This is a genomic window from Microbacterium sp. AR7-10, from assembly GCF_001878835.1.
In the GTDB taxonomy this organism is placed as follows: domain Bacteria; phylum Actinomycetota; class Actinomycetes; order Actinomycetales; family Microbacteriaceae; genus Microbacterium; species Microbacterium commune.
Genome location: NZ_MJIR01000072.1, coordinates 1 through 20717 on the forward strand (window position 1 = coordinate 1; position 20717 = coordinate 20717).

23 protein-coding genes are annotated in these 20717 nt (G+C 68.8%); 17 read left to right on the forward strand and 6 right to left on the reverse strand.

Annotated elements, in window-relative coordinates:
- Window positions 1–213: 213 nt before the first annotated feature.
- From BFN01_RS10065 to rplQ, 7 genes are all read left to right on the forward strand, one after another.
- Window positions 214–873, forward strand: coding sequence for a thioredoxin domain-containing protein (locus BFN01_RS10065; protein WP_071644006.1), 660 nt, complete (start codon window positions 214–216; stop codon window positions 871–873).
- 152 nt (window positions 874–1025) lie between these two features.
- Entirely contained in the window at window positions 1026–1247 is a 222-nt protein-coding gene (infA, locus tag BFN01_RS10070; protein WP_017201569.1) for a translation initiation factor IF-1, read from the forward strand.
- A 65-nt stretch (window positions 1248–1312) separates the two neighbouring features.
- Window positions 1313–1429 (forward strand): 50S ribosomal protein L36, encoded by a 117-nt coding sequence (rpmJ, locus tag BFN01_RS10075; RefSeq protein WP_071644008.1) that lies wholly within the window; start codon window positions 1313–1315, stop codon window positions 1427–1429.
- A gap of 178 nt (window positions 1430–1607) precedes the next feature.
- Entirely contained in the window at window positions 1608–1982 is a 375-nt protein-coding gene (rpsM, locus tag BFN01_RS10080) for a 30S ribosomal protein S13 (protein WP_071644010.1), read from the forward strand.
- 27 nt (window positions 1983–2009) lie between these two features.
- Entirely contained in the window at window positions 2010–2408 is a 399-nt protein-coding gene (gene rpsK, locus BFN01_RS10085; protein WP_071644012.1) for a 30S ribosomal protein S11, read from the forward strand.
- 127 nt (window positions 2409–2535) lie between these two features.
- On the forward strand, window positions 2536–3525 hold the full coding sequence (locus tag BFN01_RS10090) for a DNA-directed RNA polymerase subunit alpha (protein WP_071644014.1): 990 nt from the start codon (window positions 2536–2538) through the stop codon (window positions 3523–3525).
- Between the two features lie 35 nt (window positions 3526–3560).
- Complete coding sequence (gene rplQ / locus BFN01_RS10095) at window positions 3561–4079, forward strand: 50S ribosomal protein L17 (protein ID WP_071644016.1); 519 nt, start codon at window positions 3561–3563, stop codon at window positions 4077–4079.
- Window positions 4080–4172: 93 nt separating this feature from the next.
- Here the strand turns inward: rplQ and BFN01_RS10100 are convergent, their stop codons facing one another.
- The gene (locus tag BFN01_RS10100) at window positions 4173–5756 is read right to left on the reverse strand and encodes an AMP-binding protein (RefSeq protein WP_071644018.1); all 1584 of its coding nucleotides are present in this window, start codon (window positions 5754–5756) and stop codon (window positions 4173–4175) included.
- A 125-nt stretch (window positions 5757–5881) separates the two neighbouring features.
- Here BFN01_RS10100 and BFN01_RS10105 point away from each other — a divergent pair, with 125 nt between their 5' ends.
- The 9 genes from BFN01_RS10105 (at window position 5882) to BFN01_RS10145 (ending at window position 13790) form a co-directional block, all read left to right on the forward strand.
- Window positions 5882–6679, forward strand: coding sequence for a sulfite exporter TauE/SafE family protein (locus BFN01_RS10105; protein ID WP_371261021.1), 798 nt, complete (start codon window positions 5882–5884; stop codon window positions 6677–6679).
- A gap of 56 nt (window positions 6680–6735) precedes the next feature.
- Window positions 6736–7197, forward strand: a complete 462-nt coding sequence (locus BFN01_RS10110; protein ID WP_071644020.1) for a MaoC family dehydratase N-terminal domain-containing protein — start codon at window positions 6736–6738, stop codon at window positions 7195–7197.
- Window positions 7197–7598 carry a MaoC/PaaZ C-terminal domain-containing protein gene (locus BFN01_RS10115; RefSeq protein WP_071644022.1) on the forward strand — a complete coding sequence of 134 codons (402 nt, stop codon included), beginning with the start codon at window positions 7197–7199 and terminating at the stop codon, window positions 7596–7598. Before BFN01_RS10110 ends, BFN01_RS10115 begins: the two co-directional genes overlap by 1 nt.
- Window positions 7599–7614: 16 nt before the next feature.
- Window positions 7615–8751, forward strand: coding sequence for a UDP-N-acetylmuramate dehydrogenase (locus BFN01_RS10120; protein ID WP_071644044.1), 1137 nt, complete (start codon window positions 7615–7617; stop codon window positions 8749–8751).
- Window positions 8752–8754: 3 nt separating this feature from the next.
- Complete coding sequence (locus BFN01_RS10125) at window positions 8755–9459, forward strand: FadR/GntR family transcriptional regulator (RefSeq protein WP_083428767.1); 705 nt, start codon at window positions 8755–8757, stop codon at window positions 9457–9459.
- Window positions 9460–9558: 99 nt separating this feature from the next.
- Window positions 9559–10980 (forward strand): four-carbon acid sugar kinase family protein, encoded by a 1422-nt coding sequence (locus tag BFN01_RS10130; protein ID WP_071644026.1) that lies wholly within the window; start codon window positions 9559–9561, stop codon window positions 10978–10980.
- The gene (locus tag BFN01_RS10135) at window positions 10977–11867 is read left to right on the forward strand and encodes an NAD(P)-dependent oxidoreductase (RefSeq protein ID WP_071644028.1); all 891 of its coding nucleotides are present in this window, start codon (window positions 10977–10979) and stop codon (window positions 11865–11867) included. The genes BFN01_RS10130 and BFN01_RS10135 overlap by 4 nt, the downstream gene beginning before the upstream one ends.
- A 40-nt stretch (window positions 11868–11907) precedes the next feature.
- Window positions 11908–13332: a GntP family transporter gene (locus BFN01_RS10140; protein ID WP_071644030.1), complete on the forward strand. Its 1425-nt coding sequence runs from the start codon at window positions 11908–11910 to the stop codon at window positions 13330–13332.
- 59 nt (window positions 13333–13391) lie between these two features.
- Entirely contained in the window at window positions 13392–13790 is a 399-nt protein-coding gene (locus tag BFN01_RS10145) for a glyoxalase/bleomycin resistance/extradiol dioxygenase family protein (RefSeq protein ID WP_071644032.1), read from the forward strand.
- 28 nt (window positions 13791–13818) lie between these two features.
- Here BFN01_RS10145 and BFN01_RS10150 read toward each other — a convergent pair whose 3' ends face one another.
- The 4 genes from BFN01_RS10150 to aceB form a co-directional block, all read right to left on the reverse strand.
- Window positions 13819–15036 carry a pyridoxal phosphate-dependent aminotransferase gene (locus BFN01_RS10150; RefSeq protein WP_071644034.1) on the reverse strand — a complete coding sequence of 406 codons (1218 nt, stop codon included), beginning with the start codon at window positions 15034–15036 and terminating at the stop codon, window positions 13819–13821.
- A 104-nt stretch (window positions 15037–15140) separates the two neighbouring features.
- Complete coding sequence (gene rraA / locus BFN01_RS10155; protein ID WP_071644036.1) at window positions 15141–15605, reverse strand: ribonuclease E activity regulator RraA; 465 nt, start codon at window positions 15603–15605, stop codon at window positions 15141–15143.
- 82 nt (window positions 15606–15687) lie between these two features.
- Window positions 15688–17283, reverse strand: coding sequence for an isocitrate lyase (locus BFN01_RS10160; protein ID WP_071644038.1), 1596 nt, complete (start codon window positions 17281–17283; stop codon window positions 15688–15690).
- Between the two features lie 28 nt (window positions 17284–17311).
- Window positions 17312–18976 carry a malate synthase A gene (gene aceB, locus BFN01_RS10165; RefSeq protein WP_083428768.1) on the reverse strand — a complete coding sequence of 555 codons (1665 nt, stop codon included), beginning with the start codon at window positions 18974–18976 and terminating at the stop codon, window positions 17312–17314.
- Between the two features lie 145 nt (window positions 18977–19121).
- On the opposite strand from aceB, the gene BFN01_RS10170 reads away from it, so the two are divergent.
- The gene (locus BFN01_RS10170; RefSeq protein ID WP_071644040.1) at window positions 19122–20558 is read left to right on the forward strand and encodes a helix-turn-helix transcriptional regulator; all 1437 of its coding nucleotides are present in this window, start codon (window positions 19122–19124) and stop codon (window positions 20556–20558) included.
- A gap of 10 nt (window positions 20559–20568) precedes the next feature.
- Here BFN01_RS10170 and BFN01_RS10175 read toward each other — a convergent pair.
- A partial coding sequence (locus BFN01_RS10175; RefSeq protein WP_143187213.1) for a helix-turn-helix domain-containing protein occupies window positions 20569–20717 on the reverse strand: 149 nt, incomplete at its 5' end.

Sequence of the window (20717 nt, forward strand, 5' to 3'; positions counted from 1 at the left end):
AACTTTGATGTAATATGTCACTTATTCTTATCTGTTTTTTGTAGCTTTATGTATCTTCTTCTCTTTTTTGTTTTTATGTGTTTCCTATTTTCTTTCTTCTTTTTTTTTTTTTTTTTTTTTTTTTTTTTTTTTTTTAGATGTGTATAAGAGACAGGGCATAGCGTGCGCGGGGGAGAATGGACGCGACAATTTTGTGCTGAAGATCGGACTGTCATGGCCCACGCCCAGAGCAAGCCCAACTGGTTCGCCATCGGAATCTCCGCCGCCGTCGTCATCGTGCTTGTCGCGCTGGGCGCGGTCGTCGTCTGGTTGAACAACCAGGCCACCGACGCGGGGCCGGCTCCGAAGGGCGAGATCGTCAACTCCGAGACCGGGGCCATCAGCTTCGGCGAGGGCGAGGACGTCGTCTCGACCTACATCGACTTCATGTGCCCGGCGTGCAACTCGTTCGAGCAGGCGTACGGCCAGCAGCTGCAGGAGGCCGCAGCGTCCGACCAGCTGACCCTCGAGGTGCACCCGATCGCGATCCTCGACCACCTCTCGCAGGGTACGGACTACTCGTCACGCGCAGCGGCGGCCATGTACTGCGTCGCCGAGAACAACCCCGACAAGGCGCTCGACTTCATGAACGCGCTGTTCGCGAACCAGCCTCAGGAGAACTCGACCGGCCTGACCGACGATCAGCTGAAGGAGATCGCCGACCAGGTGGGCGCCGACAAGGCGGCGGAGTGCATCGACGACGGCACCTACCTGAAGTACGGCGCCGCGCAGGCTAAGGCGCACGAGATCACGGGCACTCCGACGGTCGAGATCAACGGCAAACGTCTCGACATCAGCGAGATCAACACCGAGCTCCCCAAGGTGCTGCCCTGATCGAGCCGGGCTTCATTTGCCGCAGGGCCGCCAAGGGTATATCTTAGTTCTTTGGTGCCTTGTGCCTTGTTCCGGCGTGTCCGAACAGGTCGCACCACACTCATCACCCACCCACCGCAGATCGACCGATCTGCAGAAGCGTCAGCGAGGCTATGGCTAAGAAAGACGGTGTCATCGAGATCGAGGGCGTCATTTCCGAGGCGCTGCCCAACGCGATGTTCCGCGTTGAGCTCAGCAACGGACACAAGGTGCTCGCCACGATCTCCGGAAAGATGCGGCAGAACTACATCCGCATCATCCCCGAGGACCGCGTGGTCGTGGAGCTCTCGCCCTACGATCTGACCCGCGGTCGGATCGTCTACCGCTACCGCTGATCGGTCGAGAAGTAACACCCCAGGCGTTCCCGCCTGCCCGGTGAAGACAGCGAACAGGAAACATCATGAAGGTCAACCCCAGCGTCAAGCCCATCTGCGACCACTGCCGCGTGATCCGTCGTCACGGTCGCGTCATGGTCATCTGCAAGTCGAACCCGCGTCACAAGCAGCGCCAGGGCTGAGCAGGGGTCGGGCCACGTGCTTCGGCATCGGGCCCGGCAGCTGAAGAACTGAATATCGAAAACAGGCAGCATCGGATGCCGCGGCTCGCCCCTCACGGGCGATCGCGGCGGACACCTCGGGGCGGAGGCCCGGGACCGGATGCTGCTCCACACCTCCACAACACTCCAGGAGAACCGCATGGCACGTCTTGCCGGCGTTGACATCCCGCGCGACAAGCGCGTGGTGATCGCCCTCACCTACATCTACGGCATCGGCCGCACCCGCTCCGTCGAGATCCTTCAGGCGACCGAGATCGACGAGTCGATCCGCGTCAAGGACCTCACCGACGAGCAGCTCATCGCACTGCGCGATCACATCGAAGGCAACTACAAGGTGGAGGGTGACCTGCGCCGCGAGGTCGCCGCCGACATCCGCCGCAAGGTCGAGATCGGCTCCTACGAGGGTCTGCGTCACCGCCGCGGCCTTCCGGTCCGCGGTCAGCGCACCAAGACCAACGCGCGTACCCGCAAGGGCCCGAAGCGCACCGTCGCCGGCAAGAAGAAGGCCCGCTAAGCGGCCAGGGAATAGGAGAACACTTTCATGGCTGCACCCAAGGCCGCCGCGCGCAAGCCGCGCCGCAAGGAAAAGAAGAACATCGCGCTGGGCCAGGCCCACATCAAGTCGACGTTCAACAACACCATCGTCTCGATCACCGACCCGTCCGGCGCTGTCATCAGCTGGGCCTCGTCGGGTGGCGTGGGCTTCAAGGGCTCGCGCAAGTCGACGCCGTACGCCGCCGGCATGGCCGCGGAGTCCGCTGCCCGCCAGGCGGCAGAGCACGGCGTCAAGAAGGTCGACGTCTTCGTGAAGGGTCCGGGCTCCGGCCGCGAGACCGCGATCCGCTCGCTGCAGGCCGCCGGCCTCGAGGTGGGGTCTATCCAGGACGTCACGCCTCAGGCCCACAACGGCTGCCGCCCGCCGAAGCGCCGTCGCGTCTGATCTCGCCGTCTGCCCTTCCTGAGCCCACGCGGCACGGGAGGGGCAGACTCGCCCCCAGATTCCCCACAACTTCAGACCTCACCCCACACATGTCATATAGCGGGCATGTGATCGAAAGGAACACATAGTGCTCATCGCACAGCGTCCCACTCTCACCGAGGAGAAGATCTCCGAGAACCGCAGCCGGTTCGTCATCGAGCCGCTGGAGCCCGGTTTCGGATACACGATCGGCAACGCGCTGCGTCGCAGCCTGCTCTCGTCGATCCCCGGCGCATCGGTCACCACCATTCGCATCGACGGCGTGCTGCACGAGTTCAGCACGATCCCCGGTGTGAAGGAGGACGTGACCGAGATCATCCTCAACATCAAGCAGCTGGTCGTCTCCAGCGAGCGCGACGAGCCCATCACCGCGTACCTGCGCAAGACGGGCGCCGGCGAGGTCACCGCAGCCGACATCTCCGCTCCGGCGGGTGTCGAGGTGCACAACCCCGACCTGGTCATCGCGACGCTCAACGACACCGCTCGCTTCGAGCTCGAGCTGACCATCGAGCGCGGCCGCGGCTACGTCTCGGCCGCTCAGAACCGCAACGAGTACGCTGAGGCCGGCCAGATCCCGGTCGACTCGATCTACTCGCCGGTGCTCAAGGTCAGCTACCGCGTCGACGCCACCCGTGCCGGTGAGCGCACCGACTTCGACAAGCTCGTGCTGGACGTCGAGACCAAGTCCTCGATCCTCCCGCGCGACGCCGTCGCCTCCGCAGCCAAGACCCTCACCGAGCTGTTCGGCCTCGCCCGCGAGCTGAACGTCGAGGCCGAGGGCATCGAGATCGGCCCCGCGCCGGTCGAGGCTGTGCTCTCCAGCGAGCTCTCCATGCCGATCGAGGACCTCGATCTGTCGGTTCGCTCGTACAACTGCCTCAAGCGCGAGGGCATCAACACCGTCTCGGAGCTGGTCGCCCTTTCCGAGACGCAGCTGATGAACATCCGCAATTTCGGACAGAAGTCGGTCGACGAGGTGCGCGACAAGCTCGTCTCGCTCGGTCTGTCGCTGAAGGATTCGGTGCCCGGTTTCGACGGCGCCCACTTCTACAGCGCAGGCGAAGACGAGTCCTTCTGAAACCCGACATCTTTCTGACCAGGAGCTAGACGATTATGCCCAAGCCCACCAAGGGTCCCCGCCTCGGAGGCGGCCCCGCACACGAGCGCCTTCTTCTCGCGAACCTCGCGGCAGCGCTCTTCACCCACAAGTCGATCAAGACGACCGAGACCAAGGCGAAGCGCCTGCGTCCGCTGGCGGAGCGCCTGATCACGCTCGGCAAGCGCGGCGACCTGCACGCGCGTCGTCGTGCGCTCACGGTGCTGCGCACCAACAAGGACGCCGCGCACGTGCTGTTCAACGAGATCGCCCCGCTGGTCGCCGACCGTCAGGGTGGCTACACCCGCATCACGAAGATCGGCAACCGCAAGGGCGACAACGCCCCGATGGCCGTGATCGAGCTCGTCCTCGAGCCCGTCACCCCGAAGAAGAAGGCCGCTGCGAAGCCGGCCGCCAAGGCCGAGGCCCCCAAGGCCGAGAAGGTCGAGGAGGCTCCCGTCGAGGAGACCACCGAGGCTCCGGTCGAGGCCGCTGAGGAGACCACCGAGGCTCCCGCCGAGGAGAAGTCCGAGTAAGTCCTCTCCTCTGCGCAAGAAGCCCGCCGTCCCTTCCGGGGCGGCGGGCTTCTTCGCGCAGGTGCGCAGTCGCGCAGCGGGCCGTGAACAGGGTCAGCCGCGGTCTCGCATCCGCAGATCCTTGCGCAGGATCTTCCCGGATGCCGATTTCGGGATGGCGTCGATGAACTCCACCTGCCGCACCTTCTCGTGCGGTGCGACCTTCGCCGCCACGAACGTCATGACGTCCTCCGCGGTGAGCGCGGCATCCTTCTGCGGCACGACGAACGCCTTCGGCACCTCCTGTCCGTCGTCGTCGTTCGCGCCGATCACCGCGGCGTCGGCGACCAGCGGATGCTCGAGCAGCACCGCCTCGAGCACCGCCGGCGCCACCTGGTACCCCTTGTACTTGATCAGTTCCTTGAGGCGGTCGACGATCCGGAACATCCCGTCCGCCGACACGGTCGCGATGTCTCCTGTGTGCAGCCAGCCGTCGGCATCCAGCATCTGCGCCGTGGCATCCGGACGATTCAGGTAGCCGACCATGACCTGCGGGCCGCGCACCCACAGCTCGCCGGCAGCGCTGTCGCCCTCCGCGGGGACCGCGAGATCGGCGCCCGTCTCGGGATCGACGATCCGGGCCTCGGTGTTCGGCACCAGCGGGCCGATCGACGACTTGTCGATCTCGGGTCGACCCGCCGGTATCAGGTTCACGGCGGGGCTGGTCTCGGTCATCCCGTATCCCTGCACCACCTCGCAGCCGAGGCGGGTCGCGACCGCGGCGGCCAGCGCACCGTCGAGCGGCGCGGCGCCCGAGAAGATCACCTTGACGGCCGACAGGTCGTACTGGTCGACGACCGGATGCTTCGCCAGCGCGACGGCGATGGGCGGCGCGACGAACACCCAGGTGGTGCGGTGCTCGGCGATGATGCGCAGGAACTCGGGGAGGTCGAACCTCGGCATGGTGACGAGCCCGGCCCGTTGCCGCAGCGCGAAGTTGAGCAGCACGGTCATGCCGTAGATGTGGAAGAACGGCAGCACCGCCAGCACCCGGTCGGTGTGGTCGACGTCGAGCAGGGGGCGGCACTGGGCGACATTGGCCACGAGGTTGCGGTGCGTGAGCATCACGCCCTTCGGTCGCCCCGTCGTGCCCGAGGAGTAGGGGAGCACGGCGAGGTGGGTGGCCGGGTCGAGCGGCACGTCGGGAGCAGGGTGGCCCTCGCCGAGCAGGTCGCGCAGGCTGGGATGCCCGTCAGCGCCGTCGAGCACGATGACGTGGTCATCGGCGATGCCGCGCTGCGCAGCGGCTGCCTTGGCGCCGGCGAGCAGCGGCGACACCGTCACGAGCCACTCCGCGCCTGCGTCGTCGAGCTGGTTCGCGATCTCGTCGGGGGTGTACAGGGAGTTGATGGTGGTGGCGGTCGCCCCCGCGCGCAGGATGCCGTGGAACACTGTGGCGAATGCCGGCACGTTCGGGCAGAGCACGCCCACTCGGTCGCCGACGGCGATCCCCCGTGCGGCGAGAGCGCCTGCGAACAGACCGATCTGTGCGACCAGCTGGCGGTACGTCGTCTCGGCGCCTGTCGTGCCGTCGACGATCGCGACGGTGTCCAGTGTCGTCTCGTCGAGATCGGAGAACAGGTAGTCGTAGATCGTCACGGCCGGGATATGCACGTCGGCCAGAGGGCTGCGAAGCATGTGATCTCCTTCGATCAGAGCGGGCGGCTTGTGAGCGTCAGTCTCGCACGGGCTGAGACACCGTCTCAATGGTCCGGAATCGAGTGCGGATCGTGACGCCCGGCCCCGGCGATAGTCTGAACTGCGTGAATGCAGAGCACCAGGCCATCACCCGAGGGCCGCGCGCCTACCTCTCCTTCATCGGCATCGGCCTCCTGGCCGGTCTGCTCTCGGGGCTGTTCGGCGTCGGGGGCGGCACGGTGATCGTGCCGCTGCTGGTGCTGCTGCTCAGCTTCGGACAGCGCATCTCCGCGGGCACGTCGCTGGCAGCCATCGTCCCGACCGCGAGCGTCGGGGTGATCTCGTATGCGATCTCGGGCTCCGTGGCCTGGATCCCCGCGCTCATCCTCGCCGCCGGCGCCGTGGTGGGCGCGCAGATCGGCTCGCGTCTTCTGCCACGGGTCTCGCAGACCGCGCTGCGGTGGGGATTCGTCGTGTTCCTCATCGTCGTGATCGTGAGTCTGTTCCTGGTCATCCCCTCCCGCGCCGCCGAGTTCGAGCTCGGCTGGCTCAACGGCGTCGCGCTGGTCGCCGTCGGCGTGGTCACCGGCGTCATCGCCGGGCTGATCGGCGTCGGCGGGGGAGTCATCATCGTCCCGGTGCTCATGCTCGGCTTCGGCACGAGCGACTTGGTCGCCAAGGGAACCTCGCTGCTGATGATGATCCCCACGGCGGTCTCCGGAACCATCGGCAACCTGCGTCACCACAACGTCGATCTGGTCGCGGCGGCCCTGATCGGCGTCTCGGCGTGCACGACGACCGCGCTCGGCGCCTGGCTCGCCACGCGGATCGACCCGTTCGCGGGCAACGTCCTGTTCGCCGCGTATCTCGTCGTGATCGCCGTGCAGATGGCGCTGAAGGCGTTGCGATCGCGCCCGCGCTGACGCGTGTGCACGGCGCCCAGCAGGGCGCGGATCGGGCTCCCGGGTAGGATCGGGGGGTGCCCGTGAACAGTGAACTGGTCGGCAGGGAGTTCCCACCGACAGACCCGTACCTCGTCGGCCGCGAGAAGGTGCGCGAGTTCGCGCGCGCCGTCTTCGCCGACGCCCCGCAGCACATCGACGTCGATGTGGCTCGCGCAGCGGGCTACTCCGACCTCGTCGCTCCGCCGACCTTCCCGATGGTGATCCAGGATCTCACTCTGCAGCAGCTGCTCTCCGAGCCCGACTCCGGCATCGTCCTGGCGCGCACGATCCACGCCGAGCAGCGGTTCCAGTACTCCCGACCGATCGTGGCCGGCGATGAGCTGACCGCTCAGCTGGCCGTCACGGGCATCCGCTCGCTGGGCGGCAACGCGATGATCACGAGCGAGGCGAGCATCACCGACGCGGCGGGCGAGCACGTCGTCACGGCGGTCAGCGTGCTGCTGGTCGGCTCCGACAGCGAAGAGGAGACCGCGTGATGGCCGAGTTCACCGTCGGCGATGTCATCGCCGAGCGCACCCTGCATCTGACCCGCGAGTCCCTCGTGCGCTACGCCGGGGCATCCGGAGACTTCAACCCGATCCACTACCGCGACGACATCGCCGCCGCCGTCGGCCTGCCCGGTGTGCTCGCGCACGGGATGCTGACCATGGGCATCGCGTCGTCCGTCGTCCTCTCGGCTCTGCCGGCCGACACGCGGGTCGTCGACTACGGGGTCCGGTTCACCAAGCCGGTCGTCGTCGACGCCGAGACGGGGGCCGACGTGCACATCGTCGCCAAGGTGGCCGCGGTCGACGAGACCGCGGCGCGCATCGACCTCACCGTGAAGGCGGCCGGGACGACCGTGCTCGTCAAGGCTCAGCTCCGGGTCGCGCTCTGACATGGCACCCGCCGACGTGATCGAGATCCCGCCCATCGCCCTGCGCGAGCTCACCACCCTGCGCACCGGCGCCGCCCCGCAGCGGATGCTCGAGGCGCGCACGCGCGAGCAGCTGCTCGCTGCGCTGCAGGACGTCTGGGCGACCGGCGACGACTGGTTCGTGCTCGGGGGCGGATCGAACCTGTTCGTCGGCGATGCGCCCTTCGAGGGCGCGGTGATCCGTGTGCTCACCGAGGGCATCGAAGAGCTCCCCTCGCCGCATGCCGGCCGCGTCCGTCTGCGCGTGCAGGCCGGGCACAGCTGGGACGCCCTGGTCGCGTACGCCGTCGACCGCGGGTACGCCGGCATCGAGGCGATGAGCGGGATCCCCGGCACGGTCGGGGCCGCGCCCGTGCAGAACGTGGGCGCATACGGACAGGAGATCCAGGAGACCCTCGTCGAGGTCGAGCTGATCGACGAGCACGAAGATGCCCCGACGGTGCTCCCCGCGGCCGAACTCGGCCTGGGTTTTCGCACCTCCGTGCTCAAGCATCACTACGGGGAGGCGGAGGGCCGCCGGGCTGTCATCGTCTCGGTGACCCTCGATCTCGCCGTCACCGGCGACGCCGGCCGGGTGGTGCGCGGCGAGCAGCTGCGTCGAGCACTGGGCCTCGAGGACTACGAGGCCGTCCCCCTCGCGTGGGTGCGCTCGCGGATCCTCGAGACGCGTGCGGCGAAGGGCATGCTGCTCGACGCCGACGACCCGGACACGTGGAGCGCCGGCTCGTTCTTCCAGAATGCGATCGTGCCGGAGACCGTGGCGCGGAGTCTGCCGCCGGAGTGCCCGCGCTGGCCCGTAGAGCCCGACCTCGACTCGGTCACCGTCATCCCGCTGGACTCGTACCACGGACTCTCGCCGCGCGAGGAGAAACCCCTCGCCTCGGTGAAGGTCAGCGCCGCGTGGCTCATCGAGAACTCCGGCATCCGCAGGGGCTTCCGTCTGCCGCAGTCGCGCGCAGGGCTGTCGACCAAGCACGCGCTCGCGCTCAGCAACAGGGGCGGCGCGACCGCTGCGGAGCTGAGCGAGCTGGCCAGGTTCATCCAGAGCCGTGTGCACGCCGAGTTCGGCCTGCTGCTGCAGCCCGAGCCGGTGCTCGTCGGGGTGGACCTGTAGGCCGTGGCTGAGCGGGTGTCGCGCACGCAGTCGGTCGTCGACGGACTGCTGGACGCCATCATCGCTGGGCGCCTCGCGGCGGGGGAGCCGCTGCCTCCCGAGGGCGAGCTGGCCGAGAACTTCAACGTCTCCCGGCTGACGATGCGAGAGGGTGTGCGACTGCTTCAGGCGCAGGGGGTGATCGTGCCGGTGCCGGGCAGCAGGCACCGCATCGCGCCGACGGATGAGTGGACCGGCCTCGACGCCGTGGTGCGGCACGCGCGCAGCGCGGGGGCGCGGGAGCGCTCGTCGCTGGAGATGCTGGAGATGCGCATGATGTTCGAGACCGGTGCGGCGGAGCTGGCGGCATCGCGGCGCACCGACGATGATCTCGCAGAGTTGGAGGACCTCCTCGCCCGCATGCACGCCGCACACGCCGTGGCCGACGTCGACGCCTTCGTCGAGGCGGATCTCGCTTTTCACGACGTGATCATCCGCGCTGCGGACAACCGGATCCTGGTCGCCTCGATGCGCCCGCTGACGACGATGCTGCAAGAGACCCGCAGCGAGACCAGCGCGGTGCCGGCGATCCGCGAGCACGCTCTGGCCGAGCACGCCGCCGTGCTCGATTCGCTGCGCTCGGGTTCGGGTGCCGCGGCGCGCAAGGCGATGCGCAGTCACATGCGGCAGACGCGCGACGATCTGCTGCACCTCGTGCACGGCAGCTGACCCGGCTTGGCGGAGTGTCCGCGGTGCGTTACCCTATTCGATATCTGATATCGGATAACGCCTCCGACCGAGATCCGCGGCCGGAACGAAGGAGTTCACGTGCATCGAGAAGACCTGCTCGCCGGCATCCCCGCGCCGCTGCCGGTGACCGCCGCCGAGGTGCGTGCGCAGACCGACGCCGACGCCGTCCTCATCGTGCTCGACGATGACCCCACGGGGACCCAGTCCGTGGCCGGATTGCCCGTGCTCACCCGATGGGAGCGCGCCGACATCGACGATGCGCTCGCCACCGGTGCACCCGCCGTGTACGTGCTGACCAACACCCGCTCCCTCGACGAGCACGCCGCCGCCGCCCGAAACCGCGAGATCGTCGACGTCGCCCTCCGGGCGGCGCACGCCGCGGGGCGTCGCGTCACGTTCGTCTCGCGCGGTGACTCGACCCTGCGCGGCCACTTCCCCCTCGAGACCGACGTCCTGTCGGCCGAGATCGCCGAACGTCGCGGCGCCGCTCCCGACCTCACCCTGCTCGTGCCCGCCTTCCCCGATGCGGGTCGCATCACGGTCGACTCGGTGCACTACTGGGTCGACGGCGATGAGGCGACCCCGGTGGGGGAGACGCCGTTCGCCGCCGACGCCACCTTCGGCTACAGCGCCTCGGACCTGCGCGAGTGGGTGGCCGAGAAGACGGCCGGTCGAATCCCCGCATCAGAGGTCGCAGCCCTGGATATCCGCACGATCCGCCAGGGCGTCGGCGCCGTCGAGCGTCGCCTGCGCGACGTGCCGATCGGCAGCGTCGTCGCGGTCGACGTGATCGATGAGAGCGACATGCGCGTGGTCGCGCTCGCACTGCACCGGATGCGCGACCTCGAGGTGCTGCTGCGGGTGGGGCCGCCCTACGTGCGAGCGCACATCGGCCAGGATGTCGCCGAACCGGTGCGGGCCGACGACATCGCCTTCGCCCACGAGCGCGGCGGACTCGTCGTCGTCGGCAGCCACGTGCCGCTGACCACGCTTCAGCTGGACCACCTCAAGGCGGCCCGCCCCGGCACCACGACGATCGAGCTCGACGTGCGCGAGCTGATCGGCGCCGGTCGCGAAGCGCACCTGCGGACACAGGCGGATGCCGCCGCCGCCGCGCTCGCCGAGGGCACCGTGATCGTGCACACCACCCGAGAGCTGGTCACCGGCGCCGACGGCGACGAGAGCCTGGACATCGTACGACGCGTCTCGAGCGGGGTCGTCGACCTCGTGCGCCGGGTGCTGGCCATCGCCCCGCCGCGGTTCGTCATCGCGAAGGGCGGCATCACCTCCAGCGACGTCGCCAGCGAGGCGCTCGAGATCCGTCGCGCCACCGTGCTCGGACCGATGCTGCCGGGGATCGTCTCCCTCTGGCAGCCCGAGACGGGACCTGCCGTCGGCATCCCCTACATCGTCTTCGCCGGCAACGTCGGCGACGCAGACTCCCTCGCCGCCGTCGTCGACACCCTCGCCGGCCCGGCCGACCCAGAAGGAAGATCATGACCACGACCGTCGCTGTCATCGGTCTCGGCGCCATGGGGCTGCCGATGGCCACCCGCCTCGCTGAGCGCTTCGAGGTGCGCGGCTTCGACATCGCCGCCGAGCGGGTCGCGCTGGCCGCCGAGAAGGGCATCGCCACGCCGTCGTCCGCGGCCGACGCCGTCGCCGGCGCCGACGCCGTGCTCGTCGCCGTGCGCACCGGCGCTCAGCTGAACGAGCTTCTCTTCGGCGAGAGCGGCCTGGCGCCCCACCTCGCCGCCGGCTCGGCGGTCATCCTCACCAGCACCGTGGGCACCGACGGCATCGGCGCGATCGCCGAGCGTCTGGCCGAGTTCGGCGCGGAGCTCGTCGACGCCCCCCTCTCCGGAGGTCCGGTGCGCGCGGGTGAGGGCGACCTGCTCATCGTGGTCGGCGCCTCCGCGGCGGCGCTGCAGACCGCGCGTCCGGTGCTCGAGCAGCTGGCCTCGACCCTGTCGATCGTGGGCGACAAGCCCGGCGACGGCCAGGCGCTGAAGACCGTCAACCAGCTGCTGTGCGGCGTGCACATCGCGGCCGCCGCGGAAGCGCTCGCCCTGGCCGACGCGCTGGGACTCGATCGCGAGAAGACCCTCGACGCGCTCACCGCGGGAGCGGCGAACTCGTTCATGCTCGCCAACCGGGGCCCGCGCTCGCTCCAGGCCTACGACGCAGACGGCGCCGAGGTGCTCAGCCGGCTCGACATCTTCGTCAAGGACCTCGGCATCGTCGGCGACGCGGCACGACGCGCCCACCTGTCGACTCCGGTGGCGGCAGCGGCCGAGCAGCTCTTCCTCCTCGGCGAGGCCCAGGGCCTCGGCGCCCTGGACGACTCCGCCGTCATTCGCGTCGTCGCACCCGAACGACTTTCCTGAGCGCGCTGTCGCGCCACGAAACCGAAAGAAGGAACCAACGTTGCTCCCCCTCCCGGTCCTCATCCTGATCGGACTGGCAGGGCTCGGTCTGCTGCTCCTGCTCATCATCCGCTTCAAGATGCAGGCGTTCTACGCGCTCATCCTGGTGTCGATCATCGTCGGCCTCGCCGCCGGACTGCCGATGACGACGATCCCCGCCGACGGGGACACACCTGAACGACTCGGCGTCATACAGGCCATCATCGCCGGTGTCGGCGGCACCCTCGGCTCGGTGGCCGTGCTCGTCGCGCTCGGCTCGATGCTCGGCAAGATCATCGAGGTCTCGGGCGGCGCCGAGTCGCTGGCCGGGCGCTTCACGTCGTGGCTGGGCCCGAAGCGCGTCGGCGTCGCACTGGTGATCGCCGCGGGCATCCTGGCCATCCCGGTCTTCTTCGACGCGGGCTTCATCATCCTCATCCCCATCATCTTCGCCTTCTCGAAGGTCGCCGGCCTGAGCCCTGTGAAATTCGGACTGCCGGTGGCGGGCATCATGCTTGCCGTGCACGTCGCCGTGCCGCCGCACCCGGGAATCGTCGGCGGCTCGGCGATCCTCGGCGCCGACATCGGCTGGGTCACCGTGCTGTCGCTGGGCACCTCGATCCCGCTGGCGGCCCTGGCGTTCTTCGTGGGCGCGTGGCTGAACCGGCGCGAGTACGCGATGATCGAGGCGACCAAGGTGATGTTCGACTCGTTCGGCACCGTGGAGTCCGAGGTGAAGGCCGGCGGGCTCGGCGCGGGCGAGAAGGCTCCGGGGGCCGGTGTCGTGCTCTCGCTCATCCTGCTGCCGCTGGTGATGATCATGCTCGGCACCGCCGTCGCGCCCGCGTTCCCCGCCGACTCGTTCTGGCGTGGTCTGCTCACCATGATCGGTCAGCCGATCTTCGCGCTGATGGTCGCCATCGCCGCGGCGATGTATCTCCTCGGAGTCCGCCGTGGCTGGTCGGCAGCGCACCTCGGAGAGGTGATGGAGTCATCGCTGCCCTCCGCTGCGGTGATCATCCTCATCACCGGGGCCGGTGGCGCGTTCGGCCGCATCCTCACCGAGACCGGCATCGGCGGCGCCGTCGCCGAGACGCTCTCGGCGACGGGGATGCCGCTGCTGCTCGCCGCGTTCCTGATCTCCCAGATCATGCGCGCCGCGCAGGGGTCGGCGACGGTGGCGATCGTCACCACAGCCGGCCTGCTGCTGCCGACGGTGACCGCCCTCGGACTCGACACCGTGCACACCGCGCTGGTCGCGATCGCGATCGGATACGGCGCGCTCGGCCTCAGCCACGTCAACGACTCCGGCTTCTGGGTGGTCACCCGGTACCTCGGCCTGTCGGTGAAGGACGGTCTGCGGACGTGGACGCCGCTGACGACCGTGCTCGGCGTCTCCGGCTTCCTGCTCACCGCGCTGCTGTACGTCGCCATCCCCATGGCCTGAGGGCGCCGGGGAGCAGACAGGGTGGTGGACGTCGGCGAGCTGCGCGTAGCCTCGGCGAGATGACCGGACTGATCCCCTACCTGCTGTTCCCCGGCACCACCGCCGAGGCCCTGCCGTTCTACGCATCCGTCTTCGGCGGCGAGACGCGCCTGTTCAGCTACCGGGAGGCGGGTCGCGATGACGGCCCGGGAGACGCGATCGCCCACGGGATGCTGGTCGGCGGTCCCGTCGAACTCGCCGGGGCGGATGCCGCCGCCGGTGAGAGCACGGTCGAGATGAGCGGCATGTTCTTCTCGCTGCTCGGCACGGCCGAGCCCGCGACTCTGACGGCATGGTTCGACGCTCTCGCCGAAGGCGGCCGCATCATCGACCCGCTGCAGAAGCGCCCGTGGGGCGACCACGACGGAACACTCGTCGACCGCTTCGGCGTGCCGTGGCTCATCGGGCACGAGGGCTGACAGCGCCCGAGCGCCCGATGCGCCCGCCTCAGGCCGAGAACAGGCGCTGCATGCGCTGCACGCCCTCGAGCAGCTGGTCATCGCCCAGGGCGTACGACAGGCGCAGGTAGCCGGACGGACCGAATGCCTCGCCGGGCACGACCGCGACCTCGGCCTCGTCGAGGATGAAGTCGGCGAGCTCCAGCGAGGTGCTCGGCGTCACGGTGCTGCCGTCGCGCCGGGTCCAGGCGCGACCGAGCAGGCCCTGCACGTCCGGGTAGACGTAGAACGCACCGGTCGGGGTGGGCACGACCATGCCGTCGATCTTCGACAGCTCCGCCACGATCAGCTTGCGCCGGCGGTCGAACGCCTCGCGCATCTTCTCGGCCTCGTCCTGCGGACCGTTCAGGGCGGCGATCGCGCCGCGCTGGGCGACGTTGTTCACGTTGCTCGACAGGTGCGACTGCAGGTTCGCGGCGACCTTGATGGCGTCCGCGGGGCCGACCATCCAGCCGACCCGCCATCCGGTCATGGCGTAGGTCTTCGCGACGCCGTTGACGAGGATCGTCTGGTTCGCGATCTCGGGCAGCGCCTCGACGATGGAGGTGGCCTTGACCCCCTCGTAGGTGAGGTTCTGGTAGATCTCGTCGCTGATCACCCAGATGCCGTGCTCGAGCGCCCACTCGGCGATCGCCTTCGTCTCCTCAGCGGTGTAGACCGACCCGGTCGGGTTCGACGGGGAGACGAACACGAGAACAGTGGTGCGCTCGGTGCGGGCGGCCTCGAGCTGCGCGACGGTGACCTTGTACTCCTGGTCGGCGCCGGCGAAGACCTCGACCGGCACGCCGTCGGCCAGCTGGATGGCCTCCGGGTACGTGGTCCAGTACGGCGCCGGCAGCAGCACCTCGTCGCCCGGGTTCACAACAGCCTGGAACGCCTGGTACACCGACTGCTTGCCGCCGTTGGTGACGATGACCTGGCTGGGCGAGACCTTCAGACCCGAGTCGCGCAGCGTCTTCGCGGCGATCGCCTCGCGCAGCTCGGGCAGACCCGCGGCGGGGGTGTAACGGTAGTTGGCCGGGTCGGCGAGAGCGGTCGCGGCCGCGTCGACGATGAACTGCGGAGTCGCGAAGTCGGGCTCCCCGGCAGCGTACGAGATCACGGGCTTGCCCTCGGCTTTGAGGGCCTTGGCCTTGGCATCCACCTTCAGAGTGGCGGACTCGGCGATGGCGGACAGTTTGCGGGAGAGCGGGGCGCGTTCGGTCACGACTCCGATCGTACTCGGGGCCGAAGGCCCCGATCGGTCTGAGGCAGGACGAGAAGCGGCGAAACCCCGGCATCCGAAGAAAACCGGCATTCTTCGCCGGATGCTCAGCGCTCGACGAGCACGCCGTCCTCGTCGGCGTACAGCCGAGCTCCCGGGCGGAAGGCGACTCCGCCGAACTCGACGGTCACGTCGGCCTCGCCGGTGCCCTGCTTCCCGCTCTTGCGGGGATTGGTGCCGAGCGCCTTGACGCCCAGCGGCATGGTCGCGATCGCCGCGCTGTCGCGGACGCACCCGTTGATGACGACGCCGGCCCAGCCGTTGTCGACCGCGAGCTGCGCGATCATGTCGCCCATCAGCGCCGTGCCGTACGACCCGTCGCCGTCGACGACGAGCACCGCGCCCTCGCCGGGGGAGGAGAGCAGCGATCTCAGCAGCACGTTGTCCTGAAAGCACCGAACGGTGCGGATCGGGCCCTCGAACGAGGTGCGCCCGCCGAACGAGCGCAGCTGCAGCGGCAGGGACTGCAGGTCGTCGCCGTGCAGGTCGTACAGATCAGCGGTGGATGTCATGACTCACTCCTATCAGGTGCAGCGGCCGCGCGGCGGAGGCCGGATGCTGTGCCGCATCCGGCCTCCGGATCAGCCCGGCGGATCAGCTGAACTGGTTCATCGTGTTGTGCTGCCCGCCCGCCTTCAGCGCGGCCTCTCCCGCGAAGTACTCCTTGTGGTTGTCGCCCAGGTCGGAGCCGGCCATGTTCTGGTGCTTCACGGTGGCGATGCCGCCGCGGATCTCCCGCCGCTGCACCCCCTTCACGTACGCGAGCATGCCCTCGTCGCCGAAGTAGCCCTTCGCGAGGTCGTCGGTCGAGAGAGCCGCCGTGTGGTACGTCGGCAGCGTGATGAGGTGGTGGAAGATGCCCGCCCGCGCGGACCCGTCGCGCTGGAAGGTGCGGATCCTCTCGTCGGCCAGCGCCGCGAGCTCGGTGTCGTCGTACTCGACGCTCATCAGCCTGTCGCGGTCGTACGCCGACACGTCCTCGCCCCGCTCGGCGAGCAGGTCGTACGCCTGCTGGCGGAAGTTCAGCGTCCAGTTGAACGACGGGCTGTTGTTGTAGACCAGCTTCGCGTTCGGGACCACCTCGCGGATGCGGTCGACCATCTCCGCGATCTGCTCGACGTGCGGCTTCTCGGTCTCGATCCACAGCAGATCGGCGCCGTGCTGCAGCGAGGTGATGCAGTCGAGCACGACGCGGTCGGCGCCGCTGCCCGCGCGGAACTGATACAGATTGCTGGCCAGCCGCTTCGGGCGCAGCAGCCGGCCGTCGCGCTTGATCACGACATCGCCGTCGCCGAGGTCGGCCGGTGCGATCTCCTCGACGTCGAGGAACGAGTTGTACTGATCTCCCAGGTCGCCCGGCTGGCGCGAGACGGCGATCTTCTGCGTGAGGCCGGCGCCGAGCGAGTCGGTGCGCGCGACGATGATGCCATTGTCGATCCCGAGCTCGAGGAACGCGTAGCGGACCGCGTTGATCTTGGCGATGAAGTCCTCGTGCGGCACGGTGACCTTGCCGTCCTGATGACCGCACTGCTTCTCGTCCGAGACCTGGTTCTCGATCTGGATGGCGCAGGCGCCGGCCTCGATCATCTTCTTCGCGAGCAGGTACGTCGCCTCGGGGTTGCCGAAGCCGGCGTCGATGTCGGCGATGATCGGCACGACATGGGTCTCGTGCTCGTCGATCTGCGACTGGATGAACTCCGCGGCCGTCTCGTCGCCGGCAGCCCGAGCGTCGTCGAGCTGGGTGAACAGCAGGTCGAGCTCACGGGCATCCGCCTGCCGGAGGAACGTGTACAGCTCTTCGATCAGCGCGGGGACCGCGGTCTTCTCGTGCATCGACTGGTCGGGGAGCGGGCCGAACTCGGAACGGAGGGCCGCGACCATCCAGCCCGACAGGTACAGGTAGCGCTTGTTCGTCGACTTCAGGTGCTTCTTGATGGAGATCATCTTCTGCTGCCCGATGAAGCCGTGCCAGACGCCGAGCGACTGGGTGAACGCCGAGGAGTCGGCGTCGTACTCCTGCATGTCGCGGCGCATGATGTCGGCCGTGTACTGCGCGATCTCCAGCCCGGTGCGGAACCGGTTCTGCGCGCGCATGCGCGCTGCCGACTCGGGGTCGATGGCGGCCCAGCCCGCGCCCTGCGCGTGCGTGAGCTGCCGGATGGCATCGATGTCGTCCTGGTAGCGGGTCATGGCATGTCCTTCGTGTGGGGAGGGATGGTCAGTCGTTGTCGGTCAGGTAGCGCGAGTACGCCGGCAGGGTGAGGAACGCGGGGAACTCGGGGCGCAGAGTCACCTCGCGGAAGATCTCTGCGGCATCGTCGAACCGGTCGCCCTCGTATCGCGCCGCCTGGGCGAGCACATCGCGGATCAGGCCTTCGACATGGTCGACGGTGATCGCCGTGCCCTCCTGGGTGCGGCGATCCTGGTGGATCCACTGCCACACCTGCGAACGGCTGATCTCGGCGGTCGCGGCGTCTTCCATCAGGCCGTCGATGGCGACCGCGCCCTGCCCGCGCAGCCACGCCTCGAGGTAGCGGATCGCCACCGAGACGTTCTCGCGGACACCGGCCTCGGTCACCGGCCGGCCGATGCGCAGGTCGAGCAGCTGCGCCGCCGTCACCTCGACGTCGTCGCGCCGGCGGTGGAGCTGGTGCGGGCGCTCGCCGAGCACCGCGTCGAACTCGGCCCTCGCGACGGCGACGAGGTCGGGGTGTGCGACCCAGGTGCCGTCGAACCCGTCGCCGGCTTCGCGGCGCTTGTCTGCGGCGACCTTCTGCAGCGTGTGCTCCGTGGCCGCGGCGTCGCGTCGGTTCGGGATGAAGGCGCTCATACCGCCGATCGCGTGCGCTCCGCGCCGGTGGCAGGTCTTCACCAGCAGCTCGGTGTACGCCCGCATGAACGGCACCGTCATGGTGACCTCGCTGCGGTCGGGCAGCACGAACCGCGCGCCGCGCCCGCGGTAGTTCTTGATGATCGAGAAGATGTAGTCCCAGCGGCCGGCGTTCAGGCCCGCGCAGTGGTCGCGCAGCTCGTAGAGGATCTCGTCCATCTCGAAGGCTGCCGGCAGCGTCTCGATCAGCACCGTCGCGCGGATGGTGCCGTGCGGGATCCCGATGTACTCCTCGCTGAACGAGAACACGTCGTTCCACAGCCGGGCCTCTTCGCGGGACTCGATCTTGGCGATGTAGAAGTACGGGCCCCGCCCCGCGTCGATCAGCGCCCGGGCGTTGTGGAAGAAGTACAGCCCGAAGTCGATCAGGGATGCGGATGCCGCCAGCCGGCGGCCCGTGCGGTCGGTGAACTCGACGTGCTTCTCGGGCAGGTGCCAGCCGCGGGGGCGCATCACGATGGTGGGCGTCTGCTCGGCGGTGACCCGGTATGCGCGGCCGTCGGCGCTGGTGTGGGTGAGCTCGCCGCGGATCGCGTCGCGCAGCGTCAGCTGGCCGCCGATGATGTTGCGCCACGTCGGGCTGGTGGCGTCCTCCAGGTCGGCCAGCCACACGCTGGCACCGGAGTTGAGGGCGTTGATCGTCATCTTCGGATCGGTGGGCCCGGTGATCTCGACCCGGCGGTCTTCGAGACCGGGCCCAGCTCCGGCGACCCGCCAGTCGGCGTCGTCGCGGATGTGCGCGGTGTCGTCGCGGAAGCGCGGGTCGTGGCCGTTGCCGATCTCGAACCGACGGCGCATCCGATCGGCGAGGCGATCGTGGCGCCGCCCGCCGAAGCGGTGGTGCAGCTCGGTGAGGAACGCGATGGCCTCCGCGGTCAGGATCTCGTCCTGGCGGGCAAGGCGTGGTCCGGTGATGTGCAGGGTCGGGCCGAGGTCGGCGGAGACGGCAGCGGCGGCGGTACGCGCGGGGGCGGTTGCAGGGGCAGTGCTCATGGTCGTTCTCCTCCGTGAGATGTTCGGTCGGCCAGGCGGCTGACGGGGGGGCGTGGCATCCACTGTGCGTGAAGAAATACACCCCTGATGGCCGAATGGTCGGAGAAGTTCGGATGAATTTCTGTTTCTGTGACAGACTGCGTTCATGATCGACGACTCCGACGCGCTCACCATCGGCCGCCGCATCCGGCAGCTGCGCCTCGCCCGCGGCATGACGCTGGAAGATCTCGCCGCGCGCATCGGCCGCGCGCCGAGCCAGGTGTCGATGTTCGAGACGGGCAAGCGCGAGCCGAAGCTCACCCTCCTGCAGACGATCGCCAGGGTGCTCGACACGACCCTGGACGGGCTGCTCGAGGGCGAGCCCCTCGATGAGCGCGCGACCCGCGAGATCGCGCTCGAGCGCGCCATGAAGGGCCAGACGTTCCAGGCTCTGGGCATTCCGTCGTTCCGGATCGGCAAGTCGCTCTCGAATGACGTGATCGACGCGATGCTCGCGCTGCACGGCGAGATCGAGCGGCTGCGCGACGAGCGCGCCGCGACGCCGGAGGAGGCTCGCCGCGCCAACCTCGAGCTGCGCCATCTCATGCGCCGACAGGACAACTACTTCGCCGAGCTCGAAGCGCAGGCGCGCGAGATCCTCGACGCGGTGGGTCACCCGGGCGGGCCGCTGACCCAGCGCACCGCGTCGGAGATCGCGGCCCACCTCGGCTTCACGCTGCACTACGCGCCCGACCTGCCGCAGTCCACGCGCAGCGTCGCCGATCTCGCGCACGGTCGGCTGTACCTCTCCAGCAGCGTTCCGGCGAAGGGCGATGCGCGCACCGCCGTGCTGCAGGCGCTGTCGAGCCGGATCCTCGGGCATTCCGAGCCGCGCAGCTATGCCGAGTTCCTGCGGCAGCGGGTCGAGACGAACTATCTCACCGGCGCGCTGCTCGTGCCGGAGACGCACGTCGTGCCCGTGCTGCAGGACGCCAAGCAGCGCCGCGCCATCTCGGTGGAGGACGTGCGCGACGCCTACTCCGTGTCATACGAGACCGCGGCGCACCGGTTCACGAATCTTGCGACGCGGCATCTGGGCATCCCGGTGCACTTCCTCAAGGTGCACGAGTCGGGCACCATCACCAAGGCCTACGAGAACGACGACGTGAACTTCCCGACCGACCGGCTGGGGTCGATCGAGGGGCAGATGTGCTGCCGTCGGTGGACGAGCCGGGAGGTGTTCGACGTCGACGACCGGTTCAACCCGTACTACCAGTACACCGACACCGGCAACGGCACCTACTGGTGCACCGCTCGCGTCGAGCCGTCGAGCGAAGGACTGCACTCGGTGAGCGTGGGCGTGCGCTTCGACGACACGAAGTGGTTCGTCGGGCGGGACACCCCGAACCGAGGAGTGTCGACGCACTCGGTCGAGACCTGCTGCCGTCGTGCGCCCGCCGAGCTCGAGCAGCGCTGGCGCGATCAGGCGTGGCCGAATGTGCGCACTCCGCGCACCCTGCTGGCCACCCTGCCGACGGGGTCGTTCCCCGGTGTCGACACCACCGACGTGTACGAGTTCCTCGAGGCGCACGCACCGCGCTGAGTGGCGGCGTTCACCCGGCCGCGCGCAGCGTCGCCCACAGCTCCGCCCGCGCCGGGAACGAGGTGAGGTCGGTGCCGAGCAGGACAGCAGCCTGCGCGATGCGGCTGCGCAGCGTGTGGCGATGGATGCCGAGGCTCGCCGCGGTCTGCTCTGCGCGCG

Excerpts from the sequence above, each read along its gene's own strand:
- BFN01_RS10065 (WP_071644006.1), top strand. The coding sequence starts at position 214 with ATGGCCCACGCCCAGAGCAAGCCCAACTGGTTCGCCATCGGAATCTCC.
- infA (WP_017201569.1), top strand. The coding sequence starts at position 1,026 with ATGGCTAAGAAAGACGGTGTCATCGAGATCGAGGGCGTCATTTCCGAG.
- rpmJ (WP_071644008.1), top strand. The coding sequence starts at position 1,313 with ATGAAGGTCAACCCCAGCGTCAAGCCCATCTGCGACCACTGCCGCGTG.
- rpsM (WP_071644010.1), top strand. The coding sequence starts at position 1,608 with ATGGCACGTCTTGCCGGCGTTGACATCCCGCGCGACAAGCGCGTGGTG.
- rpsK (WP_071644012.1), top strand. The coding sequence starts at position 2,010 with ATGGCTGCACCCAAGGCCGCCGCGCGCAAGCCGCGCCGCAAGGAAAAG.
- rplQ (WP_071644016.1), top strand. The coding sequence starts at position 3,561 with ATGCCCAAGCCCACCAAGGGTCCCCGCCTCGGAGGCGGCCCCGCACAC.
- BFN01_RS10100 (WP_071644018.1), bottom strand. The coding sequence starts at position 5,756 with ATGCTTCGCAGCCCTCTGGCCGACGTGCATATCCCGGCCGTGACGATC.
- BFN01_RS10115 (WP_071644022.1), top strand. The coding sequence starts at position 7,197 with ATGGCCGAGTTCACCGTCGGCGATGTCATCGCCGAGCGCACCCTGCAT.
- BFN01_RS10135 (WP_071644028.1), top strand. The coding sequence starts at position 10,977 with ATGACCACGACCGTCGCTGTCATCGGTCTCGGCGCCATGGGGCTGCCG.
- BFN01_RS10145 (WP_071644032.1), top strand. The coding sequence starts at position 13,392 with ATGACCGGACTGATCCCCTACCTGCTGTTCCCCGGCACCACCGCCGAG.
- rraA (WP_071644036.1), bottom strand. The coding sequence starts at position 15,605 with ATGACATCCACCGCTGATCTGTACGACCTGCACGGCGACGACCTGCAG.
- BFN01_RS10160 (WP_071644038.1), bottom strand. The coding sequence starts at position 17,283 with ATGACCCGCTACCAGGACGACATCGATGCCATCCGGCAGCTCACGCAC.
- aceB (WP_083428768.1), bottom strand. The coding sequence starts at position 18,976 with ATGAGCACTGCCCCTGCAACCGCCCCCGCGCGTACCGCCGCCGCTGCC.
- BFN01_RS10170 (WP_071644040.1), top strand. The coding sequence starts at position 19,122 with ATGATCGACGACTCCGACGCGCTCACCATCGGCCGCCGCATCCGGCAG.